The organism is Chelonobacter oris, assembly GCF_000772535.1.
Classification (GTDB): Bacteria; Pseudomonadota; Gammaproteobacteria; order Enterobacterales; family Pasteurellaceae; genus Chelonobacter; species Chelonobacter oris.
This window is the reverse complement of record NZ_JSUM01000020.1, coordinates 24720-49581: the sequence shown is the minus strand read 5'-3', so window position 1 is coordinate 49581 and position 24862 is coordinate 24720. Positions and strand designations below refer to the sequence as shown.

Genomic DNA, 24862 nt, shown 5'->3' with positions numbered 1-24862 from the left:
ACTTTGGCTTTTTGTTGATCTCTTGCGCCGTATAACAAGCGGCTGATATGTTTTTAAAGGCGCGCTATCGTTCGTTAATAAACTAATAATACGCCAAACTCACCAAAACAGGATTTCCCGCCCTGACTAACAGGGAGGGGAATCCTACTGGTGTGAATCATTAACCTGCCTGCTCTAGGCGATATTCCAATTTCGGTGGCTGTTGATTATCGATAACCTCTTCATCAATCAACACTTTTTGTAAGTTTTCAAGCGATGGTAAATCATACATCGTATCCAGCAGAACCGCCTCCAAAATGGAACGTAAACCACGCGCCCCGGTTTTACGTTTTAAGGCTTTTTTCGCCATAGCAATCAATGCGGCATCGGTAAATTCCAGTTCCACATTCTCAAGCGCGAACAACGCCTGATACTGTTTGGTCAGCGCATTTTTCGGCTCGGTCAGAATTTTAACCAACGCCTCTTCGTCCAGCTCGCTCAGTGCGGCAACCACCGGCAAGCGTCCGATAAATTCCGGAATTAAACCGAATTTGATTAAATCTTCCGGTTCAACCTGTTTCAGCAGTTCACTGACAGTGGCTTTATCTTTTTCGCCTTTAACTTCGGCGCCGAAACCGATACCGCTGCGCACGTTATGACGTTGATCGACGACTTTATCCAGACCGGCAAACGCTCCGCCGCAGATAAACAGAATTTTAGACGTGTCGACCCGTAAAAATTCCTGCTGCGGATGTTTTCTGCCGCCTTGCGGCGGAATAGAGGCGGTTGTACCTTCAATCAATTTCAACAGTGCTTGTTGTACGCCCTCGCCGGACACATCACGAGTGATCGACGGGTTTTCCGATTTACGGGTAATTTTATCGATTTCATCGATATAAACGATGCCGCGTTCGGCTTTTTCCACGTCGTAATCGCAACGTTGTAATAACTTCTGAATGATGTTTTCCACATCTTCACCGACATAACCCGCTTCAGTCAGCGTGGTGGCGTCCGCCATGGCAAACGGCACATTCAGCATACGCGCCAATGTTTCCGCCAACAAGGTTTTGCCGCTGCCGGTCGGGCCTATCAACAAAATATTGCTTTTGCCCAGTTCCACTTCGGAACCGGTATCGCTGCGCAAGCGTTTGTAATGGTTATACACCGCCACCGCCAGCACTTTTTTGGCATGATCCTGCCCAATAACATAGTCGTCCAGATGCTTACGGATCTCATGCGGGGTCGGCAATTTTTCTTGCTGAACCGCACTTGGCGCCGCTTCGGATTCGGCACTGTTCTGCTGCTCGTCTTTTTCCAGCAAGTCATAGCAGTCCTGAATACATTCGTTGCAAATATAGCCGGATGCGCCGGCAATCAGCTTGTCCACCTCATGCTGTTCTTTACCGCAAAAAGAGCAATGATGTTGTTTTTCATCAGACATGTTTTATCCCACTTAAATTCGTTCTGTTAACACTTCATCGACTAAGCCGTACTGCTGTGCTTCCGCTGCCGACATAAAGTTATCCCGTTCGGTATCCCGTTCGATTTTTTCCAACGGCTGTCCGGTATGGTGCGCCAAACGCCGATTCAACGTATCACGAATTTTCAAAATTTCCTGTGCATGAATCTGAATATCCGACGCCTGTCCGCGGTAGCCGCCGAGCGGCTGGTGAATCATCACGCGCGCATGCGGCAGGGCAAAACGTTTGCCGGCGGCTCCGCCCGCCAATAAAAACGCCCCCATCGAACAAGCTTGACCGATGCACAACGTACGGACATCGGGTTTGATAAACTGCATGGTATCATAAATCGCCAATCCGGCAGTCACTACGCCGCCCGGCGAGTTGATATACAGATTGATGTCTTTTTCCGGATCGACCGATTCCAGATACAGCAACTGGGCAACAATCAGATTCGCCATATTGTCTTCAACCTGACCGCTTAAAAAAATAATCCGCTCTTTTAACAAGCGCGAATAAATATCATAGGCTCTTTCGCCGCGTGATGTTTGATCCACCACCATTGGAACTAAACTCATTCTATCCTCTACTGACGTTGGGTGTTTTGGCAAGCGCCGACACGGAATGTTCGATATTCTACCGAAAAACAGGCAAAAAAACAGAATAATCCGTTATCTTTCCGTGCGCTGAAAACAAAAAGTGCGGTCACAGACCGCACTTTCACTGATAAAACAACAGGTTGTCGATTAGGCTTGCTGCGGATTCATAATCTCGTCAAAAGAAGCCGCTTTTTCAGTCACTTTCGCTTTGGCTAAAACGGCATCAACCGCTTGTTCTTCCAAAACTACGTTGCGCAAATTATTCATCAACTCTTTGTTGTTGCTGTAATACTCAACCACTTCCGCCGGTTGTTCGTAAGCGGCGGCAATATCTTCGATCATCGCTTTCACGCGTGCTTCGTCAACTTTCAGCTCATTAGCGGCGATCACTTCGGCAAACAGCAATCCGACTTGAACGCGACGACGCGCCTGATCTTCAAAAATTTCACGCGGCAACTGGAAATCTTTCGGTGCTTGACCGCCGAAACGTTGCGCCGCTTGCTGTTGCAGTACTTCGATTTCCTGATCGACCGCCGCCGCCGGTACATCAATGCTGTTGTTCGCCAACAAACCGTCAATTACCTGATTTTTTACACGAGTAGTCAATGCATTGTTCAATTCACGCTGCATATTTTTGCTGATTTCAGCCCGCAGATCGGCAACCGTTTTGTTTTTGGAGCCGAATTTCTGCACGAATTCTTCGGTCACTTCCGGTAACTCCATCTCTTCGACTTTTTTCAGGCTGATGTCGAATTTCGCCGCTTTGCCTTTCAGATTTTCGGCATGGTAATCTTCCGGAAACGTCACATCAATCGTGAAGTTTTCACCGGCTTTGCGGCCGACAATCCCGTCTTCAAAACCGGGGATCATACGTCCTTGTCCCATCAATAGGACGAAATCAGCGGCTTTACCGCCTTCAAACGCTTCACCGTCAACAGAACCGTCAAAATCAATAGTCACACGATCGTCCGCTTTGGCGGCAACCGCACTTTCTTTCCATGTCGCTTGTTGTTTGCGCAGTACATCGATCATTTTATCAATATCGGCTTCGCTGATTTCCACAACCGGTTTTTCAACACTGATCTCTTCCAGTCCTTGCAGTTTCACTTCCGGATAAACTTCGAAAGTCGCGCTGAAAGTGAAGTCTTTACCGGCTTCGTATTGTTCAGGGGTAAAAGTCGGGCGACCGGCAAAATTGATTTTGTCTTGCATAATCGCATCAAAAAAGCTGCGTTGCATCGCATCGCTCAACACGTCTTGACGTACTGACGCACCGAAGCGTTTTTCAACGATTGCCGGGGGAATTTTGCCTTTACGGAAACCATCGATACGCGCATTTTTTGCGACATTTTTTAATTCTTCACGAACATTCTGTTCGATAGTATCAGCCGCAACCGTGATAGTGATACGGCGCTCAAGACCTTGGGTAGTTTCTACGGAAAATTGCATTTTTTACCTCAAAAAATTCAGATATTCTCGGCGCCACTCATATCATCACATGAACAACAAACACCGAACTTAAAAAAATAGACACGAGATTATAACCAGTCATCACGCATCAGTCGAGTTATAAGCGCAGAAAACAGGATAATTGACGATTTTTTAAACCGCACTTTTCACGGTTTAGACGATTTTTGCGGCGAATGCATTAAAAAACCCGATTCAGAAGAATCGGGTTCATCAACCAAGCGACAATAGCTTTACAGACCTTTCGGGATGCGGATTTTTTGTCCTGGGAAAATTTTATCCGCATCTTTGATCACTTCTTTGTTCGCCGCAACAATTGCGGTGTATTTAGCGCCGTTGCCGTAAGCTTTTTCAGCGATTTTCCACAGGGTGTCGCCTTTTTCAATCACATAGAATTCCTCATCGGTTGCCAATGCTTCACCACTGGCAATCGTCACGCCTTGCGCTTCTACTTTGGTAATGCCGGAAATATTGCCCGCCATTAAGATCGCTTTTTCCAAGGCGGAAGCATCTTTCGCCGTGCCTTCGATTTTGGCAACGCCGTTTTCAACGGTAACCGCTACGTTTTCAACGCCCGGATTGTCTTCATTGATGTGCTGTGTTACCGCACTTGACGCTTCTTCTTCCTTGCCAAAGATTTTCTTACCGATATTACCGACAAAATCAAATAATCCCATGTTATTTCCTTAATAAGCTATTGATGAATATTATCGATTTCAGCAGAAATCGAACCATGTTCGCCTCGTATTATCCGATCAGTTTTCACGTAAATCAAATTAAATCAAATAAAATGCGCTGTATTGGGCATTATACCGAAAACGGATATTGAATCGGCGGATGCGACTGATAGCCGCTCACCTTAAAATCGTCCAATGTGACCCAACTTTCCAGATCCGCCAGCGTTTTTATTGCCGGATTAATCTCCAACTGCGGCAACGGCAGCGGTTCACGCGGCAACTGTACGGTTTTCATCAGTTCCAGTTGGTCTTCATAAATATGGGCGTTAACAATTTTATGATATGCCTGTCCCGCTTTTTTACCGCTGATTTGCGCCATTAACGCCAAAAAGGTGTAAACCTGGATTTGGTTAAAATTCAAGCCGAGCGGCACATCGCAAGAACGTTGATAACTGGTGAGATACAAGGTATCGCCCAACAATGAAAAGGTATGGGTGTGCATACAAGGACGCAGGCAGCCCATTTCAATCTCGCCGGGATTATAAAATGTGATGATTTCGCCGCGATCGTCAATGCCTTTCGATAAGTTATCCACTACTTTTTGCAGCTGATCCAGAGGCGAGCCGTCCGGCTTACGCCAGCGCCTGCCTTGTACCCCGTAAACCCGCCCCATATCGTCAGTGCCTTTGCGGTACGGGCTGTTCAACCAAACTTGATTTTCGTTGGCATTGGCATCCCAGGTTTTAGTCCCCAGTTTACGGAAGTCGGCGGCATTGTCATAACCGCGGATATAGCCTAAAAATTCGGCAATAGCGGCTTTCCAATAACTTTTGCGCGTGGTGATTAACGGAAACTGATTATTGGCGACATCATAAGTCAAATCGGCATTAACCACGGTTAAGCAACGCTTGCCGGTGCGTTCGTTGCCGACCCAGACGCCATGTTGTACGATTCGTTGACATAAATCCAAATATTGACGCATAGCTTCCCCCCCTTTAGACCGCACTTTGCATTTTTGCAGCACGCCGATAAGCCCAAAATACCATTGACAAGCCGATAAGGATCATTGGTGCGGATAAGATTTGCCCCATTGAAATCTGTTGCCCCAAGAACAGCCCCAAATGCTCGTCCGGCTCACGGAAAAATTCGACAATAAAACGGAAAAGCCCGTAAAAAGTCAGAAATAATCCCGCTACCGAACCTGCCGGACGCGGCTTACGGATAAACCCGTTCAAAATAAAGAATAAGACGACTCCCTCCAGAAACGCTTCGTACAACTGCGACGGATGACGCGGCAGATAACCGCCGGAAGGAAATAAAACCGCCCATGGAACATCGGTTACCCGTCCCCAAAGTTCATCATTAATAAAATTACCGATCCGTCCCATGCCCAGCCCGAACGGAATCAGCGGCGCAACAAAGTCGGCCGTGACCCAAAACGAGCGCTTTTGTAGCCGAGCGGTAATAATCATCGATAAAATCACGCCGATTAAGCCGCCGTGAAACGACATGCCGCCGTCCAGAATACGGAACAGGTAGAGCGGATCCTGCATAAAACGGTCAAATTGATAAAACAACACATAACCGATCCTGCCGCCCAGAAAAACGCCGAGAAAACCGTTAAACAACAACGAATCGACTTGATCCACCGTCCAGCCGCTGTTCGCCTGTCGAGCGCGTTTCACCGCCAGCCAGCGGGCAAACATAAACCCGATTAAATACATCAACCCGTACCAGCGCAAGCCGACCGGCCCAATCTGGAAAATGACCGGATCAATTTCCGGAAAAGTAAGATAGGAATTCATAACGCCCTTGATAATAATCCGTTAACCGAGCAACATTTTGATTGCAACCAGACACAGCCAGACCGCAAACGCTTTTTTCAGCGTCGATACCGGCAGTTTGGTTGTCAGCGTCGCACCGAATTTTGAAGTAAAGAACGAAACCAATGTAATCAGCAGCACCGCCGGCAAATAAACATAGCCCAGTGAATAAGGCGGCAGATCGGCAATATTCAGGCCGCTGACGACAAAACTGATCATGCCGGACAGCCCCAACAACATACCGCAAAACGAAGAAGTGCCGATTGCCCGTTTCATTTCCAGTCCTCTGGCATTCAAGAAAGGGACGATAAATGCACCGCCGGCAATACCGGCAAAGCTGGACACCGCACCGATCAGCACACCGCCGACAATACCTTGTTTAGCGGTTAAAGCTCGATTACCGGTTTTATGTTTGATCGACAGCAGCATTTTGATTGCCAGATACAACACCATAAAAGCAAACAATTTACTGGTGATCGATTTCGGCAGAAAACTGATGAACAAACCGGCAATAAAGACTGAAATCATTAAAGACGGAATCAAATATTTCGACGCCTGCCAATCAACATTGCCCAGTTTATGATGGCGTTGAGCGGAGGAAAATGCGGTAATCACAATGGTGGCAAACGAAGTTCCCAACGCCACATTCATCAATAACGGTTCGGGAATACCGATTTGCGGCAACAGATGCACCAACACCGGCACAATCACCAAACCGCCGCCGATGCCGAACAGACCGGCAAGAAAACCGGCCAATGCGCCGGTTAAAAGACAATAGACGGCAAACAAGATCATCTGCGTTTTTCCCCTTTATTGTTTTGAACCGCTCTTTTGTCCTGTTTGCGGTAAGGGCGGAAAGGTTTCTTACCGCGTGACGGTGAGTAACGTTCGCTTTCGCCTTTCGATATTTCTTTAGATTTTGTCGCAACCGCACTTGTACTGTCCGGCAACGCAACCATGATAACGGAAAACTCTTTCATCACGCGGCGATAGACTTCACGCTTGAAGGCGATAACCTGCCTGACCGGATACCAATAACTGACCCAGCGCCAACCGTCAAACTCCGGTGCTTGCGTCGCCTGCATATTGATGTTTTTCTCATCGCTTACTAACATTAACAGAAACCAACGCTGCTTTTGCCCGATACAGACCGGATTGCCGTCATTACGTACCAAGCGTTTCGGCAATTTGTAACGCAGCCAGCCTTTTGAGACCGACAGAATTTTGACGTCTTGCCGACTCAAGCCGACCTCTTCGAACAGTTCGCGATACATCGCCTGTTCAGGCGTTTCGCCCTGATTAATACCGCCTTGCGGAAACTGCCATGAATTTTGCCCGCAGCGCTTGGCCCATAAGACCTGCCCTTGTGGGTTACAAATGATAATCCCAACATTTGGCCGGTAACCATCGAAATCGATCACTATCGATCCTCTTAAATCATCTTTTGAACTCTGAAATGTGGTTGATTGTTTCATAATATCGAAAGTGATACAACCACAACCATCAACCAGCGTTGAGAAATAGCCGATTTCTTCGGCACTTTATGGGTATGCCGACAAACATTCGATATATTCTTACCGGCTGTGGATAACTCTGTGTGTAATCACTGGAAGTATTGTTGCTGAAAAAAATGCCATACCGTCCGAACAGGCATAACGACTATGCGCCACAATGATCTGCAAGAAAGCAGGGTATTTCGGCGATTTTCTGCCCGCACAAGATAAGATGCCGTTTTCGCTGACGATAAAAAAAGCATTTTTAATTCAGTTTATAGACAATCCTTCCATGCGACACCGCATAATCCGTTTTTCCCCGTTCAAACAAAGTTATTCAGATTTTCTGTGGATAACATTGTGGCTGAATGCGGTATTACCGTTTTTTATCGCCGAACGCATATTAAATGTTTTCCATTTTTCTTGATAAATCAAATAAATACGATTTATTCACACAAATCATCCTGCGATATGAATCAAGAGAATCGGACGAGTATAATTTTTAGACAGCCGCATCTCACCTGAGCAGACTTGCCGTACCGACAAGTTGCCGTTACAATGGCGAACCCTACCACCAAGACGGAACAAGATACCGATGAGCCCGCAATCCGAAAGCCAATTGCTGCAACGCGCCCGCCGTCTAGCGGGTTTGAGCATCGCGGAAATTGCAGCGGAACACAACCTGAATGTGCCTGAAAACTTAAAACGCAATAAAGGCTGGGTCGGTATGTTATTGGAAACCGCACTTGGCGCCGAAGCCGGCAGTAAAGCGCAGCAAGATTTTGCCGATATCGGTATCGAGCTGAAAACCATTCCGGTCAACCGCCACGGTTATCCGTTGGAAACAACGTTTGTCAGTCTGGCGCCGTTGACACAAAACAGCGGTGTTATCTGGCAAAACAGCCATGTCCGACATAAACTGCAAAAAGTATTATGGATTCCCGTCGAAGGGGAAAGAACAATTCCGTTATCGGCAAGACGGATCGGTATGCCGATTTTATGGCAACCCACGCCGGAGCAAGAAGCTCGCTTGGCACGGGATTGGGAAGAACTGATGGATTTGATCGTCATGGGGGAAATTCATAATATCAATGCCTCTATCGGCGAAGTGCTGCAATTACGTCCGAAAGGCGCAAATAAAAGGGAGCGGACAAGTGCAAACGGGCAACAAGGACAGCCGATCAAGACATTACCACTAGGATTTTACTTAAGAAAGCAATTTACTGTAGAAATTTTGCAAAAATTTTGTTTTACCTCAAGTTAATGGTATGAACTTTCATGTATCTTACCTGTCCAAAATACATTAATGCACCCTATTACTAATAATGATAAATCAAAGGAAACTATTTCATGTCAAAAATATTACTTGTTGACGATGATGTTGAATTGACGGAACTCTTGTCCGAAGTATTAAAAATTGAGGGATTCGAAGTCGAACAGGCTTATAACGGCGAAGAAGCCCTTAAATTACTGAACTTTAGCCATGATATCGTCTTGCTTGATGTAATGATGCCGATTCTGAACGGAATTGAAACACTTAAACAACTCAGAAAAAGTTTTTCTACTCCGGTATTAATGCTGACTGCGCGCGGTGATGACATTGATCGCGTGTTGGGGCTCGAACTGGGCGCAGACGATTATTTGGCAAAACCTTTCAATGATCGCGAATTAGTCGCCCGTATCAAGGCAATTTTGCGCCGTACCGGCAATCAAACCGCCTCGCTGGGCACAATCAGCAGCCATGACAAAGACGATAACAAGCAATTGGATTTCGGCGGCATCACCTTGCATCCGGGCAGACAGCAGGCACTGTACAACGATCAAGATCTGGACTTAACCGGCACAGAATTTGCTTTGTTACAAATTCTGGTCAAACATCCGGGACAAATTTTGTCGCGTGAATTGCTCAGTCTCGAAATTTTAGGCAAACGGCTGACCCCGTTCGACCGTGCAATAGACATGCATATTTCAAATTTACGTAAAAAATTACCGGAACGCACAGACAATTTGCCGTGGTTTAAAACCCTGCGCGGTAGAGGTTATCTGTTGGTCACTGAAAAATAATGAATCAACGGCAAAAGAATAATAGCGTGCCGATACGGCACGCTTGTCTTTTCTTCTTGCTAAATGGCATATCATGAAACTATTGCGCAGATCGCTTCGCCTGCTGAATTCCATCAATGTCCAAATCTTCTTTTTATTCTGGCTGATTTGGGTGGCATTTTTCGTCTTGATGGGGTTTGCTTTTTTTATTCCCACCATGGATGCGCGCAATTACACCGAATTATCCGGCGACGAAGTCAATCTGTATCAGTTTGAAGTCATCAAACTGACCAAAAGCAACCTGCTGCACGATCTACAATATCAGGACGACAAGCAATCCATTGATAAACACGACATCATGCTGTTGTCCAAAAAACCGGTGTTGGTCGATCCGAACGACTATAATAAAGTGATTGGCCCGCTGAATTATAATGAAAGCAGTCAATTATACGAATTTGTCAACCGTTCGAATAATCCGCTGTCACCGCAAAAACGCCGGTTTTACAATCAGGATATTGTCGGCCCGTTCATTTCACCCTATCCGTTTTCAGACAGTGAACCGTATCTGCTGTATTTTATTGAATCAGTGGATCCACAACGGGAGTTCATCAATTTCTTCTTCGATCACCCGTTAATCATGCTGTTTTTGCTGATGACGACCAGTACACCATTGCTGCTCGGATTGATTTTCAGCCTGACTCAGCCGATCAAAGAACTGCGCAGCGCCGCCAACGCCATTTCCACCGGAAATTTGTCGGTCAATCCGATTCTGGAGAAACAAGGCTCATTGGAACTGCGCGAAGTGGGTAAAAGTTTCAACCAGATGGTGACATCATTGGAAGATATGATCAGCTCGCAACAACGCTTATTGCTCGACGTCTCTCATGAACTGCGCACCCCGCTGACCCGCTTACAATTGGCGACCTCATTGTTACGCCGCCGCCAAGGCGAAAGCAGCGAACTGACGCGGATCAGCACCGAAACCGAACGTATGGAGAAAATGTTAAATCAACTGCTTTCGCTTTCACGGCAACACATGAACTCTCATATCAATCGCGAAGTATTCAATCTGCCGTTTATTTGGGAAGATGTCGTAGAAGATGCTAAATTTGAAAGCCGTGAGCGCCATTTTGAATTCAGCTTTATCCAAAACATCAAAAACCCGCAGGATTACTTTATCAACGGTAACGAAGATGCTCTGGCCAGTGCACTGGAAAACATTATCCGCAACGCATTTAAATATGCGCGCGACAAAGTACAGTTGAATTGCACTATTCTTAACAATAACACGCTGGAAATTATTGTCGATGACAACGGCGAAGGGGTTGCGGCACATGAATATCAACAAATCTTCCGCCCGTTCTACCGTACCGATCAGGCCAGAGCCCGCACGACCGGCGGTACCGGATTGGGATTATCAATTGTTGCCAATGCCGTCGAACAACATAAAGGCACCGTCACCGCCAGCAAAAGCCCGCTGGGCGGCTTACGGGTGACGATTACGCTTCCGCTGTGGCTTGAGGTGTAACAACACTTGCAATATAACCGCACTTTGCTTTATATTTCAGTCATATTCAACAACAATAAAAAGCACCGACTCAGCGGTGCTTTTTTGTTGACACTTAAAAGTGCGGTCAGTGATTACAGTACATCACGGCAGTTTAGGTCATCAAACGATTTTTCCAAACGTTTGGACATGGACTCTTCCGATTTACGCAGCCAAACACGCGGATCGTAGAATTTTTTGTTTGGGGCATCGGCGCCTTCAGGATTGCCCAACTGACCTTGCAGATAAGCTTCATTGGCTTTGTAGAAGTTCAAAATGCCTTCCCAAGCCGCCCATTGGGTGTCGGTGTCGATATTCATTTTGATCGCACCGTAACTGATCGCTTCACGAATTTCTTCGGTTGAAGAACCGGAACCGCCGTGGAAAACGAAATCCAATGATTTCGCCGGCAAGTTACGCTCTTTAGAGACAAACTCTTGCGAAGCGCCCAGAATAGACGGTTTTAATTTTACATTGCCCGGTTTATACACGCCGTGTACGTTACCAAACGCCGCAGCAATAGTGAAACGCGGGCTGACCGGGTTTAATTGGTCGTAAACGTACAGCACATCTTCCGGTTGGGTGTACAATTTAGATTCATCGACATCGGAGTTATCTACGCCGTCTTCTTCGCCGCCGGTAATTCCGATTTCAATTTCAAGGGTCATGCCCATTTTTGACATACGTGCCAAATACTCACGGCAAATCGCCATATTTTCTTCCATTGGTTCTTCGGAAAGATCGATCATGTGAGATGAAAACAGCGGTTTACCGGTTTCGGCAAAGTGTTTTTCACCGGCATCAAGCAAGCCGTCGATCCACGGCAGTAATTTTTTCGCCGCATGGTCGGTATGCAGAATCACCGGCACGCCGTAATGTTCCGCCAATTGGTGAACATGTTTTGCCCCGGCTACCGCACCTAACACGTCCGGACGTGAACCGTCGGTCGGTTTAATACCTTTACCGGCATAAAATTGAGCGCCGCCATTAGAAAATTGTACAATAACCGGCGCTTTTACCCGGGCGGCCGTTTCCAATACCGCATTGACGGAGTCAGTACCGACACAATTGACCGCCGGCAGTGCAAAACCGTGTTCTTTGGCATAAGCAAAGACTTTTTGAACGTCGTCACCCGTCAACACGCCGGGTTTTACGATATCTAATAATTTTGACATGATAAATTTCCTATTTTAAATAGCGGGCAAAAGCATTACCTTCCGCCCAAGTTGATAAATCGGGGGAATAATTACGCTTTGGCGCGTTCTTCCAGAATAGCGACGGCCGGTAATACTTTTCCTTCGACAAACTCAAGGAACGCACCGCCACCGGTCGAGATGTAAGAAATTTTGTCCGCAATACCGAACAGATCGATTGCCGCCAGCGTATCACCGCCACCGGCAATGGAGAAACCGTCACTTTCGGCAATCGCATTAGCAATGATTTCCGTCCCTTTGCGGAAATTCGGGAATTCGAATACGCCGACCGGCCCGTTCCACAAGATGGTTTTGGCATTACGGATAATGTCGGCAAGTACTTCGGCGGAGACATCGCCCAAATCCAGAATTTGTTCATCATCCTGAACGTCGGTGACCAATTTAATCGTGGCTTCCGCCGTTTCGGAAAATTCGGTCGCAACACGCACATCGCTCGGCAACGGAATGTCGGAGATTTCCATCAAGCGTTGCGCTTCCGGAATCAGATCCGCCTCATACAGTGATTTCCCGATATTCAAGCCTTGCGCCGCAACAAATGTATTCGAGATACCGCCGCCGACAATCAGTTGATCGGCAATTTTGGATAATGAATCCAGCACGGTCAGTTTGGTTGATACTTTAGAACCGCCGACAATCGCCACCATCGGACGAGCCGGATTTTTCAGCGCTTTGCCCAATGCCTCCAATTCATTCGCCAACAGCGGGCCGGCACAGGCAATCGGCGCAAATTTGGCAACCCCGTGGGTCGAACCTTGCGCGCGGTGTGCGGTTCCGAATGCGTCCATCACGAAAACATCGCAAAGTGCGGCATATTTTTGCGTCAAGGCATCTTCATTTTTCTTTTCGCCTTTATTGAAACGGACATTTTCCAGCACAACCAATTCATTTGGAGCGACATCAACCCCATCCAAATACGTTTTTACCAAACGAACCGGCACGTCCAACGCTTCATTCAAGTAATCAACCACCGGCTGCAACGAATATTCTGCGTTGTACTCGCCTTCCGTAGGACGACCGAAATGGGAAGTCACCATCACTTTCGCACCTTGTTTCAGTGCCAGTTCGATAGTCGGAATCGATGCCTTGATACGCGCATCCGAAGTGACTTTACCGTCTTTGACAGGTACATTTAAGTCGGAACGGATAAGAACACGCTTCCCCGCCAAATCCAAGTCGGTCATTTTAATTACTGACATAATAAGTCCTCTTGTTTAATTGTGAATGATAATTCTGAAACGATTACAGCATGCTGTTTGGTCATTGATTATAGCAATTTAATCTATGACCACAATGTAAAATTTTACTCTTTGAAACGATTCCTTCCGTCTGTTCCGATTATAACGCCAAGCCCTTTTCCCGCCAGTCTGTTATTCACTTTTCTGCCAAATCTTAGGCTGTTTTTAACAGTACGATTACTTTTCTTTTTCAACTGCAGTACTTTCCGACAATTTGCCGTAACACTTCCGCACTTGCTTGCCACCGCTCCGTTAAAAACGGATTTTCGGGCAATTGATGACGTCCCACTCCAAACTATAGCAAATCTGTAATTCATCACGCCCCGCCGCCATGTATTTTCCCGCCAAGTGCGGATTGTTTTTCCGCAACCAGCTGAACAGATCCGCTCTTTTCAGTTCGTAATCCGGCAATTTCAACTGCAAAAACAGTTCCTGTTGTTTGTCAAAATAGTCTTTAGCGTGGCTAAACGCACAAGCGCCGTGCTTTTCCCATTCGCCCTGCAATAATTTCAGGCTCGGCGAATGGGTCAGATATTTCTCCAGTAAACCCACTTCGAGCGGCGGCAAGTCGCCCAGGCAAAAGCGCGGATGATCCGACACCCGTCGGGCGGTTGCGCTTTGCGGCCACAAACCGTGAATTACCCAGCCGAATTTTTGCGCCCCGCCGCATTGATAGGCAGCCGATTTGGGAACCGCACCGGCATTACCGCTGCGCAAACTTTGGCAAAACCCCGGGGACCAAGACAGCACCAACGCATAATAATTAGCCTTGGCGGTTTTATTCTGCCCGATCGAATCACTGCTCATCGCAACATCATAATCCGCTTCCAACAAGGTATCCATCGAGGCTTTTTGCCGGTGCGAAAAATATAATGCGCTTAAAATCAAGGCAAAAAATAGGACGATAAACAGCGCAAGCTGTGGCATTTTGATTGAACTTAACTGCATACTTTTCTTCGGTTTCATTAAAATTTAAAAAGGATTGTTGGTTTTTTCAGCATTCTTGATTATAATCGTCCGCTTTTTACCGAACATTCGACATACTGCCCGATTGGGATTTGAGACAAACGTTATGGCACTGCTGATTACTGAAAAATGCACCAACTGCGATATGTGCGAACCTGAATGCCCTAATCAGGCAATCAGCATGGGAGAAGAGATCTACGTTATCGATCCCGCACTTTGCACGGAATGTGTCGGCCATTATGAAACGCCGACCTGCCAGAAAGTCTGCCCGATCAACCACTGTATTATCACCGATCCCGATCATACCGAATCGGATGATGTCCTGTGGGAACGCTTCGCCCTGTTGCACCATGCCGACAAGTTATAACGCTATCTGAAATACCAGTGCGACAACAAAATTCCCGCATTGACCGCCACATTCAAGCCGCTGTTTAGCGGATTGTCAAACGATAATACCACCGCCTCCGCCGACGGACGCATGTCGGTCGAAACCGTTTCCGCCAACACAAACGCCACTTTATCGCGCAGCACGGTTTTATTCAACGGTTGCGCCTGTTTGTTTGCCGTGAGGGCAATCACCTGATAGCCTGCCGCATTCAATTGTTCAATAGCCGAATCACTGCTGCGGCTTTCGAGCGCATAAATATGTTCCATTCCGCCCTCCGCCACTCTTGCGGCGGCGGCGGAATAAAATTTATCCGCACTTTCGCAAACAATTCCTTTAACGCCGTAATAAGCCGCCGTGCGGATAATACCGCCCAAATTATGCGCATTGTTAATTCCGTCCAGCACCAATACACAATCCTGTAATTTAGCTGTTTTTAAGTAGGCGTCCAAATTCATCGGCGTGGCTTTTTTCACCAGCATACAAATACCGCCGTGATGATCGCTGCCGCTCACCAGTTCCAATTCGGCACTGTCGACCACATGATAGGTTTTTTTCGCATTCGCCAAATAGCTCATGATTTTCCCGATTCGGTGGCTGACTTCTACCGTCACCCATAAGCGGACGATACTGTCGGGACGTTGGCGGAACAGCGCCAGACATGCCGCTTCGCCGTATACTTTCATCTCTTCATTGCGGTTCTTACGGATTTTTTCCGGTGCGCGCGGAGATAAAGCTCCGGTTTTTTTCTCGCCTTTCACCTCGCCCTTAATCATCACCTTTACACTGCCTTCGCTGTGTTTGCCTGCCTTAACGGCATCCATTTCCCGCTCGCCCCACACATAGCCGGTATTCGGCGAATCCCGTTTTTCCCGACGATCCCGATTGTCGCCCCTCTCGCGGTTGTCGCGGCGTTCACGAGGCTGACGGAATTCCTGTCTGCCGCCGTCCTCTCTCCGCTCGCGCCGCTCCCCGCTTGCCGACGGTTGACGTGCCGCAGCCGATTTAGGACCTGCTGAAAAACCACCCTCCGAGCGACGCCGATCCGAAGTGCGGTTTGAAGTGCGGTTGTCGGAAAAGCGTTTTTCGCTTTTTTCACCGTCACGCGCCGATTTCGGCGAAAAGCGGCTTTTGGAATCCGGTTGTTGAAATGCGGGCTTGCGGTTATTGCGGGAATCAAATTTATCGTTCATGAAAATGCCTTAAATTAGGGGTAAATGGGTGTGACGGAGAGTCCGTATGAATCCGGGCGGATTATAACAAATTTTTACGCCGATTTAACCAAACATCGGGGGAAAAAACTGTTCAAAGCCGATTAACGCAGGTAAACTAAATCACTTTATATCATTTAAATTTATTTGATAGCGTTTAATCACTATGCTGAATCCCAAATATTATCAGTCGCTGCATCAGTTGCAGTCATTGCCGTTTTTGCCGCAAGCGGCGGAAGATGTGGAATTTATCTACACGGCGGCAGACTACAAACAACACTTTATTCAGCTGATTCGACAAGCCAAACAGCGTATCTATATTACCGCACTTTACTGGCAAAATGACGAAGCAGGGCAAGAAATTCTGCATGAGTTGTATCAAGCCAAGCAACACAATCCCGAACTGGATATTCGGGTTTTTGTCGATTTTCATCGTGCGCAGCGCGGATTGCTGGGCGCCGAAACCGCGCAGACCAACGCCGAATGGTATGCCGAACAACGCCAAAAATACGGTTTGTCCGTCGATAACGATATCGTCTTTTACGGCGTTCCGATTAACACCCGCGAACTTTTCGGTGTTTTGCATATTAAAGGCTCTGTCTTTGACGACTGTGTGCTGTACAGCGGCGCCAGCATCAATAACGTTTATCTGCATCAACAGGACAAATATCGTTATGATCGCTATCAGAAAATTCTTAATCCGAGCTTGGCCGACAGTTTTGTCGCCTTCTTAAATCAGCATATCATCGATTCAAGTGCGGTTCAGCGCTTGGATCAAGCGGTGCGCAAAGATAAAAGCATTCGCCCGGCGATTCGCCACTATCGAAAAAAATTGAGCCAGCAGGTGGCTTATCCGTTGGCTTCGCCCGTCGCCTTTGCGGCGGAACAACTGTTAATTTCCCCTATTTTCGGGCTGTCCAACAACAATCCGCTTAATACGGTAATCGAATCGCTCTTTGGCGTGGTACAGCAGAAATTAACTATCTGCACCCCGTATTTCAATTTTCCGCGCAGCTTGCGTTTGCAACTCGGCGCATTATTAAAAGAAGGTAAAGCGGTGGAAATCATTGTCGGCGACAAAACCGCCAATGACTTTTACTTGGCGCCGGATAAACCGTTTACCATGTCCGCCGCCCTGCCGTACTTGTATGAAACCAATCTGCGTAATTTTTGCAAAAAATACCGCAAAATGCTCGCCAACGGACAGCTGAGCGTGCGTTTATGGCAACACGGAGAAAACTCCTACCACCTGAAAGGCATCTGGGTCGATGATCACTATATTTTGCTGACCGGCAATAACCTAAACCCGAGAGCGTGGCGTTTAGATGCCGAAAACGGCATATTGATGATTGATCCGCAGCAACAGCTGCAACCGCAGCTACAACAAGAACTGGCGGCAATCCGCCGCCATACCGCACTTGTCCACCATTATCGTACGCTGGAAAAATTGCAAAATTATCCGCCGGAAGTCAAAAAACTGCTCACGCGTTTCCGACGGCTGCAAGCGGATAAAATCGTGAAATTGATTCTCTGATAAGTGCACTTTTTCTCACCCGATTAAGACGGATTTTATCTCCGTCTTATGATCAAAAGTATTTTGTGATCCCTCTCGCAACCTCTATGTTTTTAGCGTGACAAAGTTAAAATTTCATTAATACTTCATTCTGATTTCAACTAATTTTCACTCGCAATGAGGAAATTAAAATGAAGATCCTAACCTTAACCCTAAAAACTTGGTTTAACCAAGATCATAAGCTCGCCTATCCGTTTCCATAAATAACAACAAGGCCATTTTATTTGCCTGTCATCGGATATATTGTCCATCATTTAGTTTCAATAAATTGATTATTCAATCCGTTATTTGTTTAAAACAAATAAGCGGCGCTTGTTATTTTTTATGATCAGGAGTTTATATGAATACCTTTAAACATTTGCCCGAACCTTTCCGTATTCGGGTTATCGAACCGGTAAAAAGAACCACGCGAGAATACCGTGAAAAAGCAATTTTAGCGGCGGGCATGAACCCGTTTTTACTCGATAGCGAAGATGTTTTTATCGATTTGCTGACCGACAGCGGCACCGGCGCCATAACCCAAGCGATGCAGGCCGCTATGTTAATCGGCGACGAAGCCTACAGCGGCAGCAGAAGTTTTCATGCACTGGCGAAAGCGGTCAACACGATTTTCGGCTATCAATATACGATTCCCACCCATCAAGGACGTGGTGCGGAACAGATTTATATTCCGGTATTAATCCAGAAACGACTACGGGAAAAAGGCGGCAAACCGGATAAAATGACCGCACTTTCCAACTATTTTTTTGACACCACCCAAGGACATACGCAATTAAATCACTGTGTTGCTAAAAATATCTATAACAGCAATGCTTTTAATACTGAAATATACGATGACTTCAAAGGGAATTTTGATCTGCAAAAGTTGGAAAAAACTATTCTAGACATCGGCAGTGAGAATATTCCGTATATTGTCAGCACGATTACCTGTAATTCGGCTGGCGGACAACCGGTGTCGATTGCCAATTTAAAAGCGGTTTATAACATTGCCCGAAAATATGATATTCCGGTGGTAATGGACTCCGCCAGATTTGCCGAAAACGCCTATTTTATTCAACAACGGGAAGCCGGCTATGCCGAGCGGACAATTAAAGAAATCACCTATGAATCTTATCAATATGCCGATATTCTGGCTATGTCGGCGAAGAAAGATGCAATGGTGCAAATGGGGGGATTGCTCTGTTTTAAAAACGACACCATGTTGGACGTATATACCGAATGCCGCACGCTCTGTGTGGTTCAGGAAGGATTTCCGACCTACGGCGGCTTGGAAGGCGGCGCAATGGAACGGCTGGCTGTCGGTTTGTTTGACGGAATGCGGCAAGAATGGCTGGCTTACCGTATTCAGCAAATCCAATATTTGGTTAACGGCCTTGAAGCCATCGGCATTCACTGTCAACAAGCGGGCGGACATGCGGCCTTTGTCGATGCCGGAAAATTACTGCCGCACATTCCCGCCGACCAATTTCCGGCACACGCACTCGCTTGCGAACTGTATAAAGTCGCCGGTATTCGGGCGGTTGAAATCGGTTCGTTACTCTTAGGGCGCGATCCGCATAGCGGCAAGCAGCACCCTTGTCCGGCGGAATTATTGCGTTTGACGATTCCGCGTGCAACCTATACCCAGACCCATATGGATTTCATCATCGAAGCGTTTGCCAAGGTAAAAGAAAATCTCCACAACATTAAAGGACTTGAGTTTAGCTATGAACCGAAAGTACTGCGGCATTTCACCGCACGCCTGAAAGAAGTCGACGGCACCACGCAATAATTTTAATCAAAGTGCGGTTTTGCCGACCGCACTTCTTATCATGTATGGAGCTTTGCTATGAAAAAACAACACTCTTTAATCGGAGGAGCCTGTGTCATTGCCAGCGTCTGTGTCGGCGCCGGTATGCTCGGTTTGCCAAGTGCGGGCGCCGGCGCATGGACAATCTGGTCGTTATTGGCGATCACCCTGACCATGATGATGATGACCTTGTCCGGCTGGTTACTGCTGGAAGCGTTTCAACACTACGATATTCGTGTTTCGTTCGACAGCGTCACCCGACATTTACTCGGGGAAAAAGTCAATTTTATCAATAATCTTGCCGTCTATTTTGTCGGCTGTATCCTGCTTTACGCCTATACCACCTCGTCCAGCCTGATCATCGGTCAACTCTTGCACATTAATACGCAAATATCGGCTTTTCTCTTTGTTGCGCTTTTTTCCGCCGTTGTCTGGTACTCGACAAAAGCCGTCAGCCGCATCTCGGTCATCTTGATCGCCTTTATGATATTCAGCTTTATTTTCAGTATTTCCGGTATGTCAACCCGGATTCAACTCGATCTTTTATTCGACGCTCATAACCCCGGCGGCGAATATGCGCCTTATATCATGGCATTACTGCCGGTTGCCTTGACCTCTTTCGGCTACCACCATTCCGTCGCCTCAATGCGCATCTATTATGGCGAAGAGCGCAAAGCGCAGCAGGCCATTTTCGGCGGCACGGCAATCGCACTGTTTTTTTATGCCGTCTGGCTGATCAGTATCTTCGGCAATTTGGCGCGCGAGCAGTTTGCTCCGATTATCGCTCAGGGCGGCAATATTGACGTCTTGTTAAGCGCATTGGGGTCGGTCATTGATTCGACACGGATTTCCCATGCGATCAATGCGTTTTCGATGGCGGCAATCCTCTCTTCCTTTATCGGCGTCGGACCGGGATTATTTGACTTTTTGGCCGATTTTTTTAAATTTGACGACAGCAAAATCGGCAGAACAAAAAGCTGGGCGGTCACCTTTATTCCGCCTCTGCTGATGTCCGTCCTGTTTCCGTTCGGTTTTGTTATCGTCATCGGCTACGCCGGCGCCGTCGCAACGATATGGGCCTGCATTATTCCGGCACTGTTGGCTCGAAAAGCCCGCCAACAATACCCCGAACAGCGCGCATTCCGTATTCTCGGCGGCAATATCACCCTTTATCTTGTTATGTTATTCGGCATTCTGGTCGCCGTTTTCCATCTTCTGGCCATGACCGGCAACTTACCGCACTTTAACGGATAAATTTAGCGATCCCGCCGTTCCGAAACGGGATTAACGGCGTGTAAATCCAACACCGATTCGCGCCAAACCAAATGTGGTTCCAGCGTTAAAGTGCGGTTTTCTTGCGGCGGTTGTTTGATTCTTTGCAGCAACATTTCCACTGCTTGTTTTGCCAAATGATTCTTCGACTGATGGATTGTCGTGAGTGGCGGCGAGAGGTATTGCGCCATTTCGATATTATCGTAACCGATAATCGATATATCTTTGCCGACCGTCAGCCCGGCTCGCCAAAGCGCTTGATAAGCCCCGATTGCAATCGTGTCGGAACAGGCGAAAACCGCACTTGGGCGCGGGGTTAAGCCTAGAATCTTTTGCATACTGTCAATGCCGCCCTCAACATCAAAGTGGCTTTCGATAATCCACGCTTTACGCAACGGAATACCCGCTTCCGCCAATGCCTTTTGATAGCCCTGCACCCGATTGAACGCCAATGATTTTTTGAAACTGCCGGTGATAATCGCAATCTCTCGGTGTCCGGCATCAATTAAGGTTTTTGTTGCCAGATAGCCGCCATACTCTGAATTTTCATGCACTTTGTCGGCATTAAGTGCGGTCGGCCACCAGTCCAGCATCACCATCGGCAAGTGTAACCGCTGGCTGATGTCGTCATTCAATTGCCAATGCGATTCGGCACACATCAGCAGCAAGCCGTCGACCTGTTTGCGGATCAACGTTTCCAGATTACGCTGCAAGCGTTCGCTGTCACCATCGGTATAAGACAAAATCAAGTTGTACTGATGACGGTTGCAATAGCGTTCGACACTGCGAATCACTTCGGCAAAAAACGGGTTCGAACTGGCGGTCACCAGCATTCCTAAGGTATTGGTTTCTTTGATTTTTAAACTACGTGCCAGCGCGGAGGGCGTGTAATTCAGCTGCCGCACCACCGCCATCACTTTTTCACGGATTTCATCGCTGACAAAACGGGAATTATTGATGACGTGTGATACCGTTGAAGTTGAAACCTGCGCCAAACGGGCGATGTCTTTCATGGTTGCCATAGTGTGTTCTCAAGTCACCAAAGTGCGGTTGAATAGCAAGGATCCGTTCGTTTGTTCGCTGTTTTCCGGATAAAAATATCGTCTTCCGCCTTAGCGGCGAAAAACGGTAGCAATTAAAAAAGTGAACCGCCATAAGCCGTTATGGAAACTATCGCTGCCGCCGTTGCAAAAACGCCGCCACTTCCTGTCGTGTCGGGATTGACGGTTGTGCGCCTTTGCGGGTGACCGAAATTGCCGCTGCCGCATGGGCGAAGCGGATTGCATCTGCCAATGGCTGATCTTCTAAAAGTGCGGTCAGCAATGCGCCGTTGAAGGTGTCGCCTGCGGCGGTAGTATCCACCGCCTGCACCCGAAAACCGGCAATAATTTGCCCGTTTTGCCCCTGTTCACTGACAAATACCCCTTTCGAACCCAACGTGATCAGCACGGTTTGAATCCCTTGTTGGTGAAACACCTCTGCCGCCTGTTGTGCCGTTGCTTCATCGACCACGTTAATCCCGGTCAACGTTTTCGCTTCCGTCTCATTCGGGGTAATCATATCCACCTGAGCCAACAATTCCTGCGGTAACGGCTGAGCCGGCGCCGGATTCAAAACAACGCGGGTTTGGTTCTGTTTCGCCAGTTTTGCCGCCGCTAAAATCCCTGCCAACGGCGTTTCCAACTGCATCAGCAGCGTATCGGCCTGCATAATATTTTGCTGAAATTTCGCCACCACGCTTTCATCTAAACGGCCGTTGGCGCCCGCCGCAATAACAATGCTGTTCTCGCCGCCGTCAGCGACTTGAATCATCGCAATCCCGCTCATTTCATCGGCAATCGCCACAATGCTATCCGTATTGATATTATCCTCGGCAAACGCCTGCTTCATCGCCCGTCCGATATCGTCCTGCCCGATACAGGCAATAAAATCGGTTTCAGCCCCCAGACGAGCCGCCGCAACTGCCTGATTCGCCCCTTTTCCGCCATAGGCAATATGGTAACCGCTGCCCGACAGCGTCTCGCCGGGTTTGACAAAGTGCGGTACGGAAATAACATGATCGGCGTTGATACTGCCGAGTACGACCAGTTTTTTCGGTTTTGACATCTTTTCCGCCTCTTCTCAAACCGCACTTTGTATCAAATCAGCACCAAAGTGCGGTTCGGTTTTTGCAACAATCTTATTTCGCAACGACTTTCAACGGCACAGGAATGGTAGCGTCCACCTGTTCGCCTTTCAGCACTTTATCCGCCGTCACCACCCCCAACTCGCCGATTTTTTCCGGCTGCTGTGCAATGGTCGCCCCCAATTTACCGCCTTCTACGGCTCGTACCGCATCATCGGTGCCGTCAAAGCCGACCACCAGCACATCGCCTTTTTTCGCCGCCTGTAAGGCTCGCAAAGCGCCTAACGCCATTTCATCGTTTTGCGCAAATACCGCTTGCACCGCCGCTTGGCTCGCCAGTAAATTCTCCATCACATTTAATCCTTTCGTGCGGTCAAAATCTGCCGGTTGGCTCGCCAACACGCTGAAACCGTGCTCAGCCACCGCTTGTGTGAAGCCTTCACCGCGTTCACGCGCCGCTGATGTGCCGGCGATACCTTCCAGTTGAATCACTTTAGCTTCTTTACCTAATTTTTCAGCGATAAAATCCCCTGCCAATTTTCCGCCGGCAACATTATCCGAGGCAATATGGCTGATAACCTCGCCTTTGGCAGCGCCGCGATCCAGCGTGATGACCGGTACGCCTTGTTTATTGGCGCGCATGACCGCATTGGCGACGGCTTCGGAATCGGTTGGGTTGATCAACAGCACTTTCGCACCGCGTACCAATAAATCTTCAACATTGGCAAGTTCTTTCGCCGGATCGTTTTGTGAATCCAACACCACCAGATTGTAGCCCAATTTATCCGCTTCTTTTTCCGCCCCGTCTTTTAAGGTTACAAAAAACGGGTTATCCAGTGTAGAAACCGCTAAGGCAATCGTTTCTTTTGCCAATACGGAACCGCTGACCGCCAGGCTGACGATTAAAGCGGATGCAACTGTGGTTAATTTTTTCATAATGTTTCCTCATTAAATTAATTTAAAACGGGTAGAAGTGCACGTCCATGTGCGCAGATTGTGCCGAGACTCCTGTGCCCTTCTACTTATCCGACTTTTTTACTGCCCAAATAGTTATCTGCCAATACCGCAACCAGAATAACCAATGCTTTTGCAATCATTTGATAATAGGACGAAATATCCAAAATATTCAGTGCGTTGTTCAAGAAGCCGATAATCAGCGCCCCGATTAGCGTACCCATGACCCGTCCTTTTCCGCCCATCAGGCTGGTACCGCCGACGACCACGGCGGCAATGGCATCAAGTTCATAACTGACGCCGGCGGTCGGCTGTGCGGAAGACAAGCGAGACGTTACAATCAATCCTGCCAAAGCGGACAATAACCCGCTGGCGGCAAACACAAACAGTTTAATTTTTGTCACGTTGATGCCGGATAATTTGGTCGCCGCTTCGTTGCCGCCCAAGGCATAGATGTAACGCCCCATACGGGTATGCTGCAAAATGTACCACGCCGCGGCAAACACAACGGCCATAATCCAAATCGGTAACGGAATGCCGAATAAATAGCCGGTTCCGATCACACTGAATTGATCCGCACTGTCGGAAAAGCCGGTACTGACCGGACGACCGTCGGTATAAACCATCGTTACGCCGCGTAATAACGTCATGGTCACTAAGGTTGCAATAAACGCCTGCACATTGCCTTTGGCGACAATCAGCCCGCTCACGCCGCCCAATAACATGCCGGCAATCAGTACGACCGGCACCACGATAAAAATCGACATATCCAGCCCGACCAGCGTGGCGGCAAATGCTCCGGTCAATGCCAAAACCGAACCGACCGACAAATCAATACCGGCGATAAGAATGACAAAAGTCATGCCGACCGCAATAATCGCATTGACCGAGGTTTGACGCAAAATATTCAAAATATTGTCGGCGCTGAAAAAATTCGGATTCAGCATCGACACAATTGCAATCAGAACCAATAATGCAATAATCGAACGCTGTTCAATTAAAAACCCGCTCAGATTAAACCCTTTTCTTTCCACTGTTTTTGTTGTCATTG

The 24862-nt window shown here is 47.6% G+C and carries 22 protein-coding genes and 1 pseudogene; 7 read left to right on the top strand and 16 right to left on the bottom strand.

Annotation, left to right across the window (positions count from 1 at the left end):
- Window positions 1–160 precede the first annotated feature (160 nt).
- The 8 genes and pseudogenes from clpX to rppH all read right to left on the bottom strand — a co-directional run.
- Window positions 161–1420: an ATP-dependent protease ATP-binding subunit ClpX gene (gene clpX, locus OA57_RS11625; RefSeq protein ID WP_034618056.1), complete on the bottom strand. Its 1260-nt coding sequence runs from the start codon at window positions 1418–1420 to the stop codon at window positions 161–163.
- Between the two features lie 12 nt (window positions 1421–1432).
- Window positions 1433–2017, bottom strand: coding sequence for an ATP-dependent Clp endopeptidase proteolytic subunit ClpP (gene clpP / locus OA57_RS11620; protein WP_034618055.1), 585 nt, complete (start codon window positions 2015–2017; stop codon window positions 1433–1435).
- Window positions 2018–2185: 168 nt separating this feature from the next.
- On the bottom strand, window positions 2186–3487 hold the full coding sequence (gene tig / locus OA57_RS11615; protein WP_034618054.1) for a trigger factor: 1302 nt from the start codon (window positions 3485–3487) through the stop codon (window positions 2186–2188).
- A 251-nt stretch (window positions 3488–3738) separates the two neighbouring features.
- Window positions 3739–4182 carry a peptidoglycan-binding protein LysM gene (gene lysM, locus OA57_RS11610; RefSeq protein ID WP_034618052.1) on the bottom strand — a complete coding sequence of 148 codons (444 nt, stop codon included), beginning with the start codon at window positions 4180–4182 and terminating at the stop codon, window positions 3739–3741.
- Between the two features lie 130 nt (window positions 4183–4312).
- On the bottom strand, window positions 4313–5164 hold the full coding sequence (locus OA57_RS11605; RefSeq protein ID WP_034618050.1) for a thymidylate synthase: 852 nt from the start codon (window positions 5162–5164) through the stop codon (window positions 4313–4315).
- 13 nt (window positions 5165–5177) lie between these two features.
- Window positions 5178–5987 carry a prolipoprotein diacylglyceryl transferase gene (gene lgt, locus OA57_RS11600; RefSeq protein ID WP_034618048.1) on the bottom strand — a complete coding sequence of 270 codons (810 nt, stop codon included), beginning with the start codon at window positions 5985–5987 and terminating at the stop codon, window positions 5178–5180.
- 21 nt (window positions 5988–6008) lie between these two features.
- Window positions 6009–6800: a sulfite exporter TauE/SafE family protein gene (locus tag OA57_RS11595; protein WP_034618046.1), complete on the bottom strand. Its 792-nt coding sequence runs from the start codon at window positions 6798–6800 to the stop codon at window positions 6009–6011.
- A gap of 169 nt (window positions 6801–6969) precedes the next feature.
- Window positions 6970–7426 (bottom strand): annotated as a pseudogene (gene rppH, locus OA57_RS11590) (RNA pyrophosphohydrolase); the annotation flags it as partial.
- 667 nt (window positions 7427–8093) lie between these two features.
- On the opposite strand from rppH, the gene mutH reads away from it, so the two are divergent.
- The 3 genes from mutH to cpxA all read left to right on the top strand — a co-directional run bounded on the left by mutH (window position 8094) and on the right by cpxA (window position 11069).
- Complete coding sequence (gene mutH, locus OA57_RS11580; protein WP_034618037.1) at window positions 8094–8762, top strand: DNA mismatch repair endonuclease MutH; 669 nt, start codon at window positions 8094–8096, stop codon at window positions 8760–8762.
- Window positions 8763–8848: 86 nt separating this feature from the next.
- Complete coding sequence (gene cpxR / locus OA57_RS11575) at window positions 8849–9562, top strand: envelope stress response regulator transcription factor CpxR (protein ID WP_034618036.1); 714 nt, start codon at window positions 8849–8851, stop codon at window positions 9560–9562.
- A 73-nt stretch (window positions 9563–9635) separates the two neighbouring features.
- Window positions 9636–11069, top strand: a complete 1434-nt coding sequence (gene cpxA / locus OA57_RS11570) for an envelope stress sensor histidine kinase CpxA (protein WP_034618034.1) — start codon at window positions 9636–9638, stop codon at window positions 11067–11069.
- Window positions 11070–11182: 113 nt separating this feature from the next.
- Here the strand turns inward: cpxA and fbaA are convergent, their stop codons facing one another.
- The 3 genes from fbaA to OA57_RS11555 all read right to left on the bottom strand — a co-directional run bounded on the left by fbaA (window position 11183) and on the right by OA57_RS11555 (window position 14484).
- Window positions 11183–12262: a class II fructose-bisphosphate aldolase gene (fbaA, locus tag OA57_RS11565; protein WP_034618032.1), complete on the bottom strand. Its 1080-nt coding sequence runs from the start codon at window positions 12260–12262 to the stop codon at window positions 11183–11185.
- A 71-nt stretch (window positions 12263–12333) separates the two neighbouring features.
- On the bottom strand, window positions 12334–13497 hold the full coding sequence (pgk, locus tag OA57_RS11560; RefSeq protein ID WP_034618031.1) for a phosphoglycerate kinase: 1164 nt from the start codon (window positions 13495–13497) through the stop codon (window positions 12334–12336).
- Window positions 13498–13788: 291 nt separating this feature from the next.
- Window positions 13789–14484, bottom strand: a complete 696-nt coding sequence (locus tag OA57_RS11555) for a ribonuclease T2 family protein (RefSeq protein WP_407637110.1) — start codon at window positions 14482–14484, stop codon at window positions 13789–13791.
- Window positions 14485–14608: 124 nt separating this feature from the next.
- Between OA57_RS11555 and OA57_RS11550 the strand changes: the two genes are divergently transcribed.
- A complete protein-coding gene (locus OA57_RS11550) occupies window positions 14609–14869 on the top strand; it encodes a YfhL family 4Fe-4S dicluster ferredoxin (RefSeq protein ID WP_034618028.1) in 261 nt (86 codons plus the stop codon).
- Window positions 14870–14871: 2 nt separating this feature from the next.
- Here OA57_RS11550 and OA57_RS11545 read toward each other — a convergent pair whose 3' ends face one another.
- Window positions 14872–16080, bottom strand: coding sequence for a TrmH family RNA methyltransferase (locus OA57_RS11545; protein WP_084589932.1), 1209 nt, complete (start codon window positions 16078–16080; stop codon window positions 14872–14874).
- 184 nt (window positions 16081–16264) lie between these two features.
- Between OA57_RS11545 and pssA the strand changes: the two genes are divergently transcribed.
- From pssA to OA57_RS11530, 3 genes are all read left to right on the top strand, one after another.
- Entirely contained in the window at window positions 16265–17632 is a 1368-nt protein-coding gene (gene pssA, locus OA57_RS11540) for a CDP-diacylglycerol--serine O-phosphatidyltransferase (RefSeq protein ID WP_034618026.1), read from the top strand.
- A 379-nt stretch (window positions 17633–18011) separates the two neighbouring features.
- Window positions 18012–19442: a tryptophanase gene (gene tnaA / locus OA57_RS11535; protein ID WP_034618024.1), complete on the top strand. Its 1431-nt coding sequence runs from the start codon at window positions 18012–18014 to the stop codon at window positions 19440–19442.
- A 57-nt stretch (window positions 19443–19499) separates the two neighbouring features.
- Window positions 19500–20714: an aromatic amino acid transporter gene (locus OA57_RS11530; protein ID WP_034618022.1), complete on the top strand. Its 1215-nt coding sequence runs from the start codon at window positions 19500–19502 to the stop codon at window positions 20712–20714.
- 2 nt (window positions 20715–20716) lie between these two features.
- Here the strand turns inward: OA57_RS11530 and OA57_RS11525 are convergent, their stop codons facing one another.
- The 4 genes from OA57_RS11525 to rbsC form a co-directional block, all read right to left on the bottom strand.
- Window positions 20717–21754 (bottom strand): substrate-binding domain-containing protein, encoded by a 1038-nt coding sequence (locus OA57_RS11525; RefSeq protein WP_052122488.1) that lies wholly within the window; start codon window positions 21752–21754, stop codon window positions 20717–20719.
- Window positions 21755–21902: 148 nt separating this feature from the next.
- Window positions 21903–22838 carry a ribokinase gene (gene rbsK, locus OA57_RS11520; protein ID WP_034618021.1) on the bottom strand — a complete coding sequence of 312 codons (936 nt, stop codon included), beginning with the start codon at window positions 22836–22838 and terminating at the stop codon, window positions 21903–21905.
- A 73-nt stretch (window positions 22839–22911) separates the two neighbouring features.
- Window positions 22912–23793, bottom strand: a complete 882-nt coding sequence (gene rbsB / locus OA57_RS11515; RefSeq protein ID WP_034618019.1) for a ribose ABC transporter substrate-binding protein RbsB — start codon at window positions 23791–23793, stop codon at window positions 22912–22914.
- 86 nt (window positions 23794–23879) lie between these two features.
- Window positions 23880–24860 carry a ribose ABC transporter permease gene (gene rbsC / locus OA57_RS11510; RefSeq protein WP_052122487.1) on the bottom strand — a complete coding sequence of 327 codons (981 nt, stop codon included), beginning with the start codon at window positions 24858–24860 and terminating at the stop codon, window positions 23880–23882.
- Window positions 24861–24862 lie beyond the last annotated feature (2 nt).